Below are 13130 nucleotides of genomic sequence, written 5' to 3'. Positions count from 1 at the left end.
GTTCAGCGGAGGATTATGCGTGATCGATGGTGAGCGTGAATTGTCCGTCGTCGGCGCGCTTGAGGACCAGCGCCTGCCCTTTTTGCACGGTGACGTGCGCCGCCACGAAATCGGCCGCGACCGGCAGCTGCCGCTCACCGCGATCGACCAGGGCCGCGAGCATGATGCGCGCCGGGCGACCGTAATCGAACAGCTCGTTAATTGCAGCGCGCGTGGTGCGCCCCGTGTACAGCACGTCATCGACCAGCAGGATGTTGGCCGCTGCCACATCGAACGTGATGTTGGTGGGCTTGACCTCGGCCGGCAGGCCCTTCTTGGCATAGTCGTCGCGGTAGAACGAGACGTCGAGCACGCCGCAGCGGTCGGACAGGCCGAGGTCGGCTGCCAGGCGTTCGGCGATCCAGGCGCCGCCGGAGTGGATGCCGACGATGGCGACATCGGCCACGCCGGCCAGGCCGGCCTTGACGTCCGCCAGCAGCGTCGCGTACAGCGCTTCGGCATCGAGTTGGTTGGGGTTTGTTGTAGGCATATTCAAGGGCGTCAAAAATGAGCGTCGAAATATTGTTGCAAGATGATAGCAGCGGCGCGGTCGTCGATCACTTCGCCGCGTTTGGCGCTGATCACGGCCGAGCTATAGCGCTCGTCGACCAGTTCCACCGGCAGATTAAAACGGCCGTGCAGCTGGTTGGCGAACTTGCGCGCGCGCGCCGTCATGTCGTGGGGGGTACCGTCCGGGTGCATCGGCAGGCCGACCACCAGCAGCGTGGGCTGCCACTCGTCGAGCAGGGATTGAATTGCGGCAAAGCGGCTGGCATTGTCGATGGCGGCAATGACTTTCACGGGCGTGGCCTGGCGGATCAGCGTATTGCCCATGGCCACACCGATGCGCTTGACGCCGAAGTCGAAGGCAAAGATGGTATCCGCGCTCACCGGGAAGTCACCGTGTACAGCGCTTTACGCATGACCGGCCTCGGACGCGAGCATCAAAGGGTCGATACCCAGCAGGCGGATGGCCGCCGTGTAGCGTTGCTCGATCGGCACGCCGAACAGGATCTCGGGATCGGCGCCGACCGTGAGCCAGCCATTGCGGCCGATCTCGTCCTCGAGCTGGCCCGGGCTCCAGCCCGAATAGCCTATCGACACCAGCATGCGCGGCGGACCGTCGCCGGACGCAACCGCTTCGAGCACGTCGATCGACGTGGTAAACGCCACTTCTTCGGTGACGGTGAGCGAGGACGAGTAGCGCTGGCCCGGCGTGTGCAGGACAAAACCGCGATCGTCCTGCACCGGGCCGCCAAACATGACGGGCTGATCGACTGCGCTGTCCTGGTCACCTTCGAGTGTCAGGTCGATACGCTCGAACAACACCTGCATGGTCATGTCGGTAGGCTTGTTGATCACCACGCCCAGCACGCCGTTCTCATTGTGTTCACACACATACACGACGGTGCCGCCGAATACCGGGTCTTGCATGGAAGGCATGGCGATCAGGAAATGATTGGCCAGGTTCAGTTGCGGGACCGGGCTGTCACCTTCGGTGGCGGCTGAACCTGCGGGGGCCAACGGATCTTCCTGTAACAAGCCGGGGACAGGAAGCGTTTTGCCGATTTTGCTCTTCTTCATACGCATTGCTCTCTGTGTGCGGGGCCGCTCGGGGCGGTCGGTGCTAGTATTCGCCTGCAAGAAACCAGCAAATCACCGCGTAGTTTACACTGAAATCACGGCGCACCCACGATTGCGTTGCCCCACAAGATAGACACAGACTAAATGAAACACGATTCCACCCTGGTATGGCTGCGCCGCGATCTGCGGGTTTTCGATCACGTTGCCTTGCACCAGGCGCTGCAGGACAGTGACAAAGTCTACTGCGTTTTCATTTACGACAGCACCATCCTGGACGCCCTGCCGCGCCAGGACCGGCGCGTGGATTTCATCCACGCCAGCGTGGCCGAAGTGGATGCAGAGCTGCGCCAGCTCGGAGGCTGCCTGCTGGCGCGCCACGGCGACCCGCTCAAGGAGATTCCGGCGCTGGCCGCCGAGTTGAACGTCGCTGCGGTCTATTGCAACCACGACTATGAACCGCAGGCAATCGCCCGCGACGCCGCCGTCCATCAAGCATTGCAAGCCGATGGCCGCGCGCTGGCCGGTTTCAAGGACCAGGTGGTGTTCGAAAAAAGCGAAGTGCTGTCGCAAACCGGTGGCGTGTTTTCCGTCTTCACTCCATACAAGAACGCCTGGCTCAAAAAGCTCGAGGCCGATCCGAGCGTGATCGCGCCGTACCACATCGAGCCGCACGCGGCGCGCCTGGCGCCGCCGCCCTTCCCATCCTCCACGCTGCCCACCTTGCAGCAGCTTGGCTTTGAGCCGAGCAACCTGGCCGAACTGAAAATCCCCACCGGCATGTCGGGCGCCGCACAATTGTTCGATGATTTTTTACCGCGCATCGCCCACTACAAGACCGCGCGCGACTTCCCGGCCGTCAAAGGCCCGTCTTACCTGTCGCTGCATTTCCGTTTTGGCACCCTGTCGGTGCGCCACCTGGTGCGCACCGTGGTGGACCTGATGGCGCGCGGCGGCGGCGGCGACGGCGCGCCGGTGTGGCTGGCGGAACTGATCTGGCGCGAGTTCTACGCCATGATTTTGTTCCACAATCCGCACGTGGTGGGTAGCGCGTTCAAGCCCGCCTATGACGCCATCGCATGGGAGACGGGGCCGGAAGCCGATGAGCTGTTTACCGCCTGGTGCGAGGCGCGCACCGGCTACCCTCTGGTCGATGCGGCCATGCTGCAACTGAACCAGACCGGCTATATGCACAACCGCCTGCGCATGGTGACCGCCTGTTTTTTGATCAAGGATCTCGGCATCGACTGGCGCCGGGGCGAAGCCTATTTTGCGCTGCACCTGAACGACTTCGACCTGGCGTCGAACAACGGCGGCTGGCAGTGGGCCTCATCGTCGGGGTGCGACGCGCAACCGTACTTTCGCATCTTCAACCCGATCACGCAGTCGGAAAAATTCGACGGCGCCGGCAAATTCATACGCCGCTACCTGCCGCAGCTGAAACACCTGGGCGACAAGGAAATCCACGCGCCGTGGCTGCACCCGCGCATGGAGCCGCTGGCCTACCCCGGCCCGATCGTCATGCACGACGAGGCGCGCAAGCGTACGCTCGAGCGCTACGAGGTCGTCAAAAAGGTCAAGCCTCCTGAGGATTGAGCAGTTCCTGCATCGTCGCCAACAGTTCGGGCTCAGGGAACGGCTTGCCGAAGAAGGCATTCACGCCCAGGTCCAGCGCGTAGTTGCGGTGCTTGTCGGCGCTGCGCGACGTGATCATGATGATCGGGATGGCCGCCGTGCTGTCGTCGCCGCGCACCTGGCGCGTGAGGTCGAAGCCGTCCATGCGCGGCATTTCGATATCGACCAGCAGCATGTCGGGCTTTTGCTCGCGCAGCTGTTCGAGCGCATCGACGCCGTCCTTGGCCAGCAGCACGCGGTAGCCTTCGCGCTCGAGCAGGCGCCCGGTTACGCGGCGCACCGTCATCGAATCATCGACCACCATCACCGTCGCTGCGTGTGCGCCCGCCACCGCACCGGTACCGGGGTCGGCGCCGCCTTGAGCCGCCTGGGCATACTGCTCGCGCGCCTCCGGGTGTTGCGCCAGGTGCTGCACCAGCGCCACCGGGTTAAGGATCAACACGATATCGCCCGATCCCAGCACGGTGGCGCCGGCGATGCCGGCCATGCGCGCGAGCTGCGGACCGATATTCTTGACCACCACTTCGCGGTTGCCCAGTACCTGGTCCACCTGCAATGCCAGCCGCTCGGTGCCGTTCTTGAGCATCATCACCGGCGCCGACTGTTTCACCTGCGGCTGCGCGGCCACGGCGCCCAGCAGCGCGGGCAGGTAGTGCAGCGCGGCCTGGCGGCCCTGTAGCGTCACGTGACCCGACCGGTGGGCGGCGGCCAGTGCCTCCTCCTTCATCTGCTGCACCTGCTCGACCAGGATGGCCGGCAAGGCGTAGCTGCGGCCACCGGCGGCCACCAGCACAACCTGGGTAACAGCGAGCGTGAGCGGCAGGCGGATCACGAAACGCGTGCCTTTGCCCGGCGTCGATTCCAGGTCCACCCGGCCGCCCAGTGCCTGCGCCTCGGACTGCACGATGTCCATGCCCACGCCCCGGCCAGACAATTCGGTCAGCGCTTCGGCGGTGGTAAAGCCGGGTTCGAAAATCAGGTCGGCCACCTGGGCTTCGGTGACATCTTCGCCGTCTTCCAGCAAGCCGCTGGCCACGCCCTTGGCGCGGATGCGCGCCAGGTCGAGGCCGGCGCCATCGTCAGAGAATTCGATCACGACCTCGTTGCCCTGCTGCGTCACTTCCATCAGCAGCTCGCCGGTTTCGCTCTTGCCTGCGGCGGTGCGCGCGGCGCGCGGTTCCACGCCGTGGGCGATCGCATTGCGCAGCAGGTGTTCGAACGGCGCGACCATGCGCTCCAAAACGCCGCGGTCGATTTCCACGCTGCCGCCGCGCAGGTCGAGGTTGACGCGCTTGTCCACTTCCTTGGCGCTCTGGCGCGCCACCCGGAACAGCCGTTCGGCAATGCTGGAAAACGGCACCATGCGCACCCGCATCAGGTCGCGCTGGAGGTCGCGCGTCACGCGCGCCTGCAGCACCAGGTCGTCGCCGGCGTGATGGACGCTGTGCGACAGGTGCTCGTGCAGGCTGGCTGCATCGTTGACACTTTCGGCCATCATGCGGGTGAGTTCCTGCAAACGGGTAAAGCGGTCGAATTCGAGCGGATCGAAATCGCGCTCGTTGATGTCGGCCATGCGCGACATGCTCGAGGCGATCTGGGACTCGGCCTGCATCTCGATTTCGCGCAGTTGCCGGCGCAAGCGGGACAAGTTGTCGGACACGTCGCCCAGCGTGGCGCGCATGGCGCCCACTTCGTTTTCCAGCCGCGAGCGGGCAATCGACACTTCGCCGGCCTGGTTCACCAGGCGGTCGAGGATGTCGGCGCGCACCCGTACCAGCGGCGATTTACTGGCCGGCTGGTCGTCGGTGCACGGTGGCGCCGACAGTTCGGCACAGGGCGCCGCAGCCGGGTCGCCCACTTCAGCGGCAGCAGCCATGCCACCCTTCTGCAACTGCTCGAACAGCAGCAGCGCATGGTCGTAATGGGCCAGCAGTTCGTCGAACGCCTGCGCCGTGGCAGAACTGGCGTGCACCATGTTTTCGATATGGGTTTCGATCTCGTGCACGTGCTGGCCCAGGCGCATGGCACCGGCCATGCGCGCGCTGCCCTTGACCGTGTGCAGCAGGCGCAGCAAGCCTTGCGCGTGACTGGTGTCGAGCGGCGCGCCCTGCCAGGCGCGCAGGGCTTCACCCACTTGCGGCAGCAGGTCGGCGCCCTCCTCCAGGAACACGGCCAGCAGTTCCGCGTCCAGTTCATCGTTGAAGATGGCAGGCGGCGCATCGTGCTGCGGCGGCGCGGCCAGCGGCAGTTCGGTGATGCCGGTGTCGGCGGCGTTGAATGACGCTGGCTCTGGATACAGTTCCGGTCCCGGTTCCGGTTCCGGTCCCGGTGCCACTTCGGACTCCTGGCCTGCGTCCATGGCAGGCGTGGGCACCGGTTCCGGGGCGGTTTCGGCGGCCGGCGCGGCGATGTGCAGCGGCGGCTCGGCAAAGGTTTCGTCGAAGGCAGTGTTGAACAGGTCATCGATGTCGTCGTCGACGCGCGGCTCGACGTGGCGCCAGCCGCGCTTCGGCGCCGGGGCCGGAACTTCCGAAGCCGGCACGGTGCCGCTGAGCTGTTCGTACACCTGGCGGAACATGGCGTCCAGCGGCGACTCGTCCTGTGCTGGCGCGGCGCTGCCGGCCTGCTCATTTGCCTGCTCTTCCGCCACCAGCTGGTCGAGCTGCGCTTCCAGCGCCGGGTTGGCGGCTGGCGCGGCCGCGTGCAACTGCGCGCGCAGCGCCGCCAGTGCGGCGATCAGTTCCGGCTGGGCGGACGGCATGGCGCCGCCGCCCACGGTATCGACCATTTGCCGCAAGCGCTGCGCCGTGAAATCGAACAGGTCGTGCTGCGCCTGGTCGAGGAACGGTGCGGGCGCCTGCAGCGCTTCCAGGGTGTTTTCCAGCGCCAGCGCCAGTGCGCGCAGCGCGGGTACGCCCACGGTGCCGGCAATGCCGGCCAGCGTGTGCGCCGCCCGCAGCGACTGCGGCTCGGCCGCGCGCTGCGGGACGTGGCGCCAGGCGCCGAAGTCGTGCGACAGCTGGTCCACCAGCTGGCTCGCTTCCGCCACGAAAATGGCGAGCAGCGGACCCGGTGCGGTCAACTCACCGGCAGCCGTTGCTTCGGTGGCGTGCGGGTCAGCGGCAATGTCAGCGGCCTCAGTGGCATCAGCGACATCAGCCACATCAGCCACATCAGCGACAGCAGCGGCGTCGGCAATCCGGGGCGATTCAGTGGCGTCTGGTATCGCCGGCAGGCCACCCTGCACGCGCGCAGCGTCTGCAGCCAGGGCTTGGGCGCGGTGGCTCAACGGTACTTCTGCGCCGTCACTTGCCAGCAACGCGGTCCAGGCGCGCAGTTCGCGGGCCGCGCGTTCGAGCAGCGCCGCCAGCGCTTCGTCCACCGGCCGCTCTTCGGCCAGCCAGGTATTCATCACCCGCTCGACCGCTTGCGCGCCGTCGGCAAAATCGTCCAGCGCCACGGTGCGGGCGCTGCCCTTGAGGGTATTGAAGGCGCGGCGCAGCACGATCAGGCGCTGTTCGTTCGCGGCGGCGCCCAGCGTGGCATCGACAAAGTCGAGCGACTCGCGCGCCTCGGACAGGAACAATGCCAGCAGTTGCGGCGTGTTGGCGGCAGTCTCCATGACCGGCACAGCGTCCTGCGGCGGCGCGGCGGGCGGCGGCGCCGGTACCGCGTCGTCGAGCACGGGGATCGATTCCGCGCCCGCCATCTTGGCAAACGGCACCGCGCGGAAGCTTCCCTGCTGCGCGTCGAAGGCGAAGCGCTCGCGCGCGCCGGCCGCGTTATGGGCCAGCAGCTCGGCAAAAAAACCCAGCGCGCTGACATTTTGCACCACGTCGTCGAGCGCTTTGAGTTCCTGCGCCGGCTCGGCGCCGTCTTGCGCCAGCGCGGCCACCTGCGCGCGTACCTGCTGCGCGCCCTGCGCGGCGGCCGGCTGCTCCAGTTCGGCCAGCGTCGCGTGCAGCACATCGAGCACCGGCGCCATGCTGGCCAGCGCTGCGCGCTGCTGCGGATCGGCATGGAAGCGGTCGAGCGCGTGTTCGACCGCGCGCAGCGCTGCCTTGATCTCGGCGGTGGTGTGCTCCGGCGCGGCGTTCTGCCAGCTACGCGCCTGCGCGGGCGCCAGCGCATCGCGCTGGCCGTAGCGGCGGCTGTCGTAATCGGGCGGCGCCAGGCCGTCCAGCGCAAAGGCCGCGAACAGCGCGCGCGCCGTGGCCGAGCTGCTGGCCGGACCGGCCACGGCGATGAAGAACAAGGCGTCGCGCAGCATGGCGTCCGGTTGCGCGGCAGTGCCCTGGGACAGGCGCCGCAGCTGCAGGTTGATCATGCCGAACAGCTGCTTGACCTGCACGCTGCCGGCGATGTCGCCGCCGGCCACCAGTTCGGCAAAGGCCTGCAGCGCCAGCCAGAACGCGCGCGGCCCGGCCTGCTCCTGGGCGCCGGCCACCGCCGCCACGGCCTCGGTCAGGGCGGCGGCGTGTTCGCGCTGCTGCGCCGGCTCCGGGCTTTTCAGGTACGGCAGCAGCGCGCGCTCGAAGCGCTGGCGGCAGGCGGCGTAGTCCTGCTCCGCTGCGGGCGCCGGGTCGGCTGGCGGCAGCGTCACCGCGCGCCCCAGGTCGGGGAAAAACAGGTCGGCCGGGTGGATCCGTTCCGCCCCGACGATTTCCTGCACCGCGCGGTAGTACGGGTACAGCCTGGCCGGTTGAGACGGTGCGCCGCCGAGCAGCTCTTCCAGGTACTCGACCAGCGCCTGGTACAGCTGCGTGACCGCTGCCACGTGGTCGGGGCTGCACTTGACGGCGCCCGACTTGAAACGCTCGAGCGCGGTCTCGGCCAGCGCCGTGACCTGGCCCAAGCCTTCCACGTCGACCATCTGCAACGCGCCATGGGCCTGGTGCAAATGGGTTTTGGCCAGTTGCAGCTGGGTGGCCTGGTCTTCCGGGGCGCGGCCGCCGGCTTCGTGCAGGGCGGTGCGCGAACGGGCCAGCGCTTCGCGGATTTCTTCCATTACCCACGACAGCGGGCCAGTGTTTGCGATAAAAGTATCAGTCATGCGGGTACCGGCCTTTCAATGTTGTGCCGCTCAGGAGGCGATGCGAAACCGCGCCACCGAGTTTTTCAGTTCCTGCGCCAGCACCGACAGTTTATGGATCGACTGCGCGGTGTGCTGGGTGCCGTCCTGGGTCTGTTCGGTCACCGTCAGGATCAGCTGGATGTTGCGCGCCACGCCGCTGGCCGACGTGGCCTGTTCGCCGGTGGCCTGGGCGATGCCGGAAATCAGTTCCGCCAGGCGGTGCGACACCTGCGAAATATCGTTCAATGCCGCGCCGGCGGCGTCGGACAGGCGCGTGCCCTCCACCACACCGCGCGTGGATTTTTCCATGGCCGCCACCGCGTCGTGGGTGTCGTTCTGGATGGTGCGCACCAGCGCGCCGATCTGCTTGGCGGCGCCGGCCGAGCGCTCGGCCAGCCGCTGCACTTCCTCGGCCACCACGGTGAAGCCGCGCCCTGCCTCGCCGGCCGATGCGGCCTGGATGGCGGCGTTGAGCGCCAGCACGTTGGTCTGCTCGGTGATGTCGGAAATGAGCTCGGTAATCTCGCCGATTTCCTGCGACGACTCGCCCAGGCGCTTGATGCGCTTGGAGGTATCCTGGATCTGGTCGCGGATCTCGTGCATGCCGAAGATGGCGTTGGCCACGGCGGTGGAGCCCAGGTTGGCTGCCGCCACCGACTGCCGCGCCACGTCGGCCGATTCGCTGGCCGAGCGCGAGACGTCGGTAATCTGGTCGGCCATGCGCACCACGGTACTGCTCACGCCCTGGATTTCACGCGACTGCTGCTGCGAGGCGCGCAGCAAATCGTTGGAAATGCTGTGCGCGTGCAGCGAAGCGCGCGTGACCTGTTCGGCGGTGGCCGTCACGCGGCCCACCAGCACCCGCAACTCTTCCACCGTGTAGTTAACGGTGTCGGCAATCGCCCCGGTGACGTTTTCCGACACCGTGGCGCGCACGGTCAGGTCGCCGTCGGCCACTTTTTGCAGCTCGTTCATCAGGCGCAGGATGGCGGCCTGGTTCTGGGCGTTGGTTTCCCTGGCCGCTTCCTCCTTGCGCTGCGACTCCATGCGCATGGCATCGGCCTCGCGGCGGCGGCGGTCGGCGCCGCGCGTGCGGTTGTTGGAATCGACCAGCAGCACGCGGCCAATCGCCACCGCCATCACCAGCGTGAACATGCCGCAGCCCACCATCAGCCAGAAGGTCAGGCCCAGCGAATCCTGTTCGGCGCGGTAAGCCTGCTGCAAGGTGTACAGGCGCTGGCGCAGCGCCTCGTTCTCGTTGAAGATCAGGCGCTCGGCGTTTTTGGCGGCGCTGAATTTATCGAGTTTGTCGAGGATGGCGGCCACCAGCTTCTGGTAATCCTCGAACTGCGCCTTGAGGGCGACGATTTTCTCGCGCAGCTCCGGCTCGCGCACGGCGCTCAGGCCCTGCGCGGCGCTGCCGCTCAAAAAGCCGTCCAGCGTGGTGCGGAACACGGTGGTGTCGCGCCCCAACTGGAACGCGGTTTCGGAACTGATGCCGCCGGCGGTGAGAAATTCGCTGGCGCTGCGGCTCATGCGCTGGGTGAGCATGGTGAGCTTGCCCAGCGCGGCCACCTCGCGCGCGGCGCCGCCGCCGGCCACGCGCAATGCGCCGATCTCCTCGGTGCGGGCCAGCAGGTCGGGCGACATGGCATTGAGCTTGTGCAGGGTCTGGTCGACGCCGCTCAAATCGGTCTTGAGGGTAAGGATGGTGGCGGCGGCCAGGTCGGTGGCGCTCCACTGCTTGCGTACCGAGTCCACGGTGGCGGCCAGGTCGGCGCCCGGCGCGTGCAGCTGACGGCCCTGCACCTTGCCGCCCTGGGTGAGCAGCTTGATGTCGTTATTGAGTTCGCGCCGGCTTTCCTCGAGCTGGCGAAACGCTTCGTCGCTGCCCTGCACAGCGTTGGGCGCGGCCTTGCCGATGCGCTGCGAGTGCATCAGCGCGTCGCTGGCGACCTGGGTTTGCGCCGACCGGTTGGCGCTGTGGATGGTGTTGAGGGCAACGCAGGCGGCCGACACGCTCAGGCTGATGCCGAGCGCGGTGGACAGGATGCTCAACTGGCGCTGGGTGGGCAGGCGGCCGATCAGCGGCAGCCGCCGCATGCCGGGCTTGGCCTCGTGCTGGGCCTCGTGCATTCCGGCGGCAGAACCGAGGCGGTCGAGCGCATGACGCAGGCGCACCGGCCCGCCCTGGCTCACGCGGGCGGCAGCGATGTGATCGAACGTCTCCTGGTCCAAAACCCGTCCCTTCCCTTAAAAGCCGACCAGCGCGAAGCGCGGCTCGCGCACCAGTTGTGCCAGGTCCAGCAGCGTCCAGCGCCGGCCGTCGGCATCGTCGAACTGGCGCCCGGCCCAGGCCGGCGCTGCGGTGGCGGGCTGGGCCACCGCCTGCATCTCGGACGAGGTGCGCAAGCCCAGCACGCGATCGGCCAGCAGCGCGCAGTTGAACCCCAGTTTAGGCGAAAAGGTGATCAGGCGGCGCTCGGCCGGCGCACCAGGCACCGCAGCGGCGGGCTGGTCCAGGTAGCGCGCCAGGTCGATCACGCCGGTCAGGTCGCCACGTATATTTGCCAGGCCCAGGTACCACGGGCGCGCCAGCGGCACCGGCGAAACCGGTTGCGCTGTGACGATCTCGCCGATCTGGGTGAGGTCGAGCAGGTAGTGCCGCCCCCGAATTTCCACGCCGAGATCGCGCACGCCGGCGGCGGCGCCGCTCTTGGCCGCCTGCATGCGTTCGAGCAGCTGCACCTGGTACTGGCGCAGGCTGCTGCGGCGCTCGCCGGATGGCGGAGCGCCGGCCGGGTCAGGCGGTGCGGGCGTGTCGGCGTCCATCGTTTAACCGAGGGCGGCGAGGGCGGCGATCTTGTCGAGCAGGTCGCCCGGCTTGACCGGCTTGACCAGGTAGTCGCGCGCGCCCTGGCGCATGCCCCAGATACGGTCGGTCTCCTGGTCCTTGCTCGAGCAGATAATCACCGGCACTTCCTTGAGCACCGGGTCGCGCGCGATCGCGCGCGTGACCTGGAAGCCGTTCGCACCCGGCATCACCACGTCCATCAGGATCAGGTCGGGCTTTTCGGCGCGCAGCTTGAGCAGCGCTTCCTCGCCGCTGTCGGCGGTGTCCACGATGTAGCCGTGCTGGACCAGGATGTCGGTCAGGTAGTAACGCTCGGTGGGCGAGTCGTCGACGATCAGTATGCGTTGTATGGCCATGGTTCCCCCTGCGGGTCTCCTAGTCTGGTGAACTGGTGGTGTGCGCGCGGACCGCTGCGAGCATGCCGTCCCGGGTGAATGGTTTGGCCAGGCACGCGGCGGAACCGGCCATGGCGCCGCGCGCGCGGTCGAACAGGCCATCCTTCGAGGACAGCATGACGACCGGCGTGGCGTGGAATTGGGTGTTCTGCCTGATCAGCGCGCAAGTGCGGTAGCCGTCCAGGCGCGGCATGACGATGTCGCAAAACACCAGCGCCGGCCGGTGGTCGGCCAGCTTGGCCAGCGCATCGAAGCCGTCGTCGGCCAGCAGCACCTGGTAGCCGGCATCGGACAGGAAAATCTCGGCCGAGCGGCGGATAGTGCTGCTGTCGTCGATTACCATGATCGTCAGGGCTTCAGTCATGACGACACCATAGCATATGCGGCAGCAGGCGCGCGCCGGCGCCGCTTCAGATGGCGACCATCTCGAAATCGTCCTTGCGGGCGCCGCATTCCGGGCAGCTCCAGTTCATCGGTACGTCGGCCCAGCGGGTGCCGGGGGCGATGCCTTCGTCGGGCAGGCCGGCCTGTTCGTCGTAGATCCAGCCGCAGATCAGGCACATCCAGGTCTGGAAGTCCTGCGTTGTTTCATTGCTACTCACGTTCTGCCCCCCTTCAATCAAGTAAAATGCCGAATCAGGTATCTTAATCTACCAGCCGTGCAAATCCAAACTTCTCCTCTCATATTAAGCTTCGGCGCTGCCGATCCCGCCGGCGCCACCGGTGTCCAGGCCGACCTGGCCGCATTTGCAGCCCTCTCGTGCACCGGCCTGGCCGCCACCACCGCGTTGCTGATCGGCGACACCGCCCGCATCGAGGACACCCAGGAAATCGACCCGGACTGGGTGGCCGACCAGGCCCGCGTGGTCCTCGAAGACATGACCATGGCCGCCTTCAAGGTCGGTGCGCTGACCAATGTCGAGCAGGTGGCGGCGATCGCCGAGATCCTGTCCGACTACCCCGATGCGCCGCTGATCCTCGATCCGTTCAGCTCGCGCCTGCCCGACATGGCCGACGACGAGGCCGAAGAACTGCTCACCGCCGTGCGCCAGCTGCTGGTGCCGCAGGCGACGCTGTTGATGCTGTCGGTGGTGGAACTGGGCCGGCTGGCCGAAACCTGGCGCGACGGCGGCGATGGACTCGACAACATGCTGCAGTCCGACGTCGAATACCTGATCGCGCTCGGCTGCGAATACGTGCTGGTGACCGGCACCCAGGCCGGCGCCATGCAGGCCAAGGTAGGCAACCGCGTGGTGCCCAATACCCTGGCCAACACCCTGTACCACTCGGACGGCATGGTCAGCCACGACGCCTGGCAGCACCTGCCCGGCCCCTTCATCGGCGCCGGCGGCACGCTGTCGGCCGCGATCACCGCCTTCATGGCGCGTGGGGTGGACGCCCCGGAAGCGGTAAAAGCGGCGCAGGAGTACACTGTAGGCGCCCTGGCCCACGCGCAGCGCTACGGCATGGGCAAGTTCGTGCCCAACCGCTTCTTCCACCTGCTGACGACCGCCGCCGACATGCAGTAACGCCGGCTGTTTTATCCATACAT

The 13130-nt window shown here is 67.1% G+C and carries 11 protein-coding genes; 2 read left to right on the top strand and 9 right to left on the bottom strand.

The genetic code is table 11. The features are described 5' to 3' along the window. Positions 1-13 precede the first annotated feature (13 nt). Genes pyrR through J2X54_RS14410 form a run of 3 tightly spaced genes read right to left on the bottom strand, consistent with a single transcriptional unit; the run spans position 14 to position 1623 of the window. The gene (pyrR, locus tag J2X54_RS14420) at positions 14-529 is read right to left on the bottom strand and encodes a bifunctional pyr operon transcriptional regulator/uracil phosphoribosyltransferase PyrR (protein ID WP_310181527.1); all 516 of its coding nucleotides are present in this window, start codon (positions 527-529) and stop codon (positions 14-16) included. Positions 530-540: 11 nt separating this feature from the next. Then, the gene (ruvX, locus tag J2X54_RS14415; RefSeq protein ID WP_310181526.1) at positions 541-930 is read right to left on the bottom strand and encodes a Holliday junction resolvase RuvX; all 390 of its coding nucleotides are present in this window, start codon (positions 928-930) and stop codon (positions 541-543) included. A 24-nt stretch (positions 931-954) separates the two neighbouring features. Further along, positions 955-1623, bottom strand: a complete 669-nt coding sequence (locus tag J2X54_RS14410) for a YqgE/AlgH family protein (protein WP_310181525.1) — start codon at positions 1621-1623, stop codon at positions 955-957. Positions 1624-1767: 144 nt separating this feature from the next. Here J2X54_RS14410 and J2X54_RS14405 point away from each other — a divergent pair, with 144 nt between their 5' ends. Next, on the top strand, positions 1768-3216 hold the full coding sequence (locus J2X54_RS14405) for a deoxyribodipyrimidine photo-lyase (protein WP_310181524.1): 1449 nt from the start codon (positions 1768-1770) through the stop codon (positions 3214-3216). Here the strand turns inward: J2X54_RS14405 and J2X54_RS14400 are convergent. Genes J2X54_RS14400 through J2X54_RS14375 form a run of 6 tightly spaced genes read right to left on the bottom strand, consistent with a single transcriptional unit; the run spans position 3197 to position 12141 of the window. Further along, the gene (locus tag J2X54_RS14400; RefSeq protein WP_310181523.1) at positions 3197-8308 is read right to left on the bottom strand and encodes an Hpt domain-containing protein; all 5112 of its coding nucleotides are present in this window, start codon (positions 8306-8308) and stop codon (positions 3197-3199) included. The genes J2X54_RS14405 and J2X54_RS14400 overlap by 20 nt on opposite strands. A gap of 30 nt (positions 8309-8338) precedes the next feature. Then, positions 8339-10567 (bottom strand): methyl-accepting chemotaxis protein, encoded by a 2229-nt coding sequence (locus J2X54_RS14395; protein ID WP_404990915.1) that lies wholly within the window; start codon positions 10565-10567, stop codon positions 8339-8341. 15 nt (positions 10568-10582) lie between these two features. Then, on the bottom strand, positions 10583-11161 hold the full coding sequence (locus J2X54_RS14390) for a chemotaxis protein CheW (RefSeq protein WP_310181522.1): 579 nt from the start codon (positions 11159-11161) through the stop codon (positions 10583-10585). A gap of 3 nt (positions 11162-11164) precedes the next feature. Then, positions 11165-11539 carry a PleD family two-component system response regulator gene (locus J2X54_RS14385; protein ID WP_070250323.1) on the bottom strand — a complete coding sequence of 125 codons (375 nt, stop codon included), beginning with the start codon at positions 11537-11539 and terminating at the stop codon, positions 11165-11167. A gap of 19 nt (positions 11540-11558) precedes the next feature. Continuing rightward, positions 11559-11942, bottom strand: coding sequence for a response regulator (locus tag J2X54_RS14380; RefSeq protein WP_070250321.1), 384 nt, complete (start codon positions 11940-11942; stop codon positions 11559-11561). Between the two features lie 46 nt (positions 11943-11988). Further along, the gene (locus J2X54_RS14375) at positions 11989-12141 is read right to left on the bottom strand and encodes a rubredoxin (protein WP_020701174.1); all 153 of its coding nucleotides are present in this window, start codon (positions 12139-12141) and stop codon (positions 11989-11991) included. A gap of 96 nt (positions 12142-12237) precedes the next feature. Between J2X54_RS14375 and J2X54_RS14370 the strand changes: the two genes are divergently transcribed. Beyond that, the gene (locus J2X54_RS14370; RefSeq protein ID WP_070250319.1) at positions 12238-13107 is read left to right on the top strand and encodes a bifunctional hydroxymethylpyrimidine kinase/phosphomethylpyrimidine kinase; all 870 of its coding nucleotides are present in this window, start codon (positions 12238-12240) and stop codon (positions 13105-13107) included. Positions 13108-13130 lie beyond the last annotated feature (23 nt).

The sequence above is a fragment of the Duganella sp. 3397 genome (assembly GCF_031456625.1).
GTDB classification, from domain to species: domain Bacteria; phylum Pseudomonadota; class Gammaproteobacteria; order Burkholderiales; family Burkholderiaceae_D; genus Rugamonas; species Rugamonas phyllosphaerae.
Note: the sequence above shows the minus strand (reverse complement) of the source record. Positions and strands in the feature narration are given on the sequence as shown.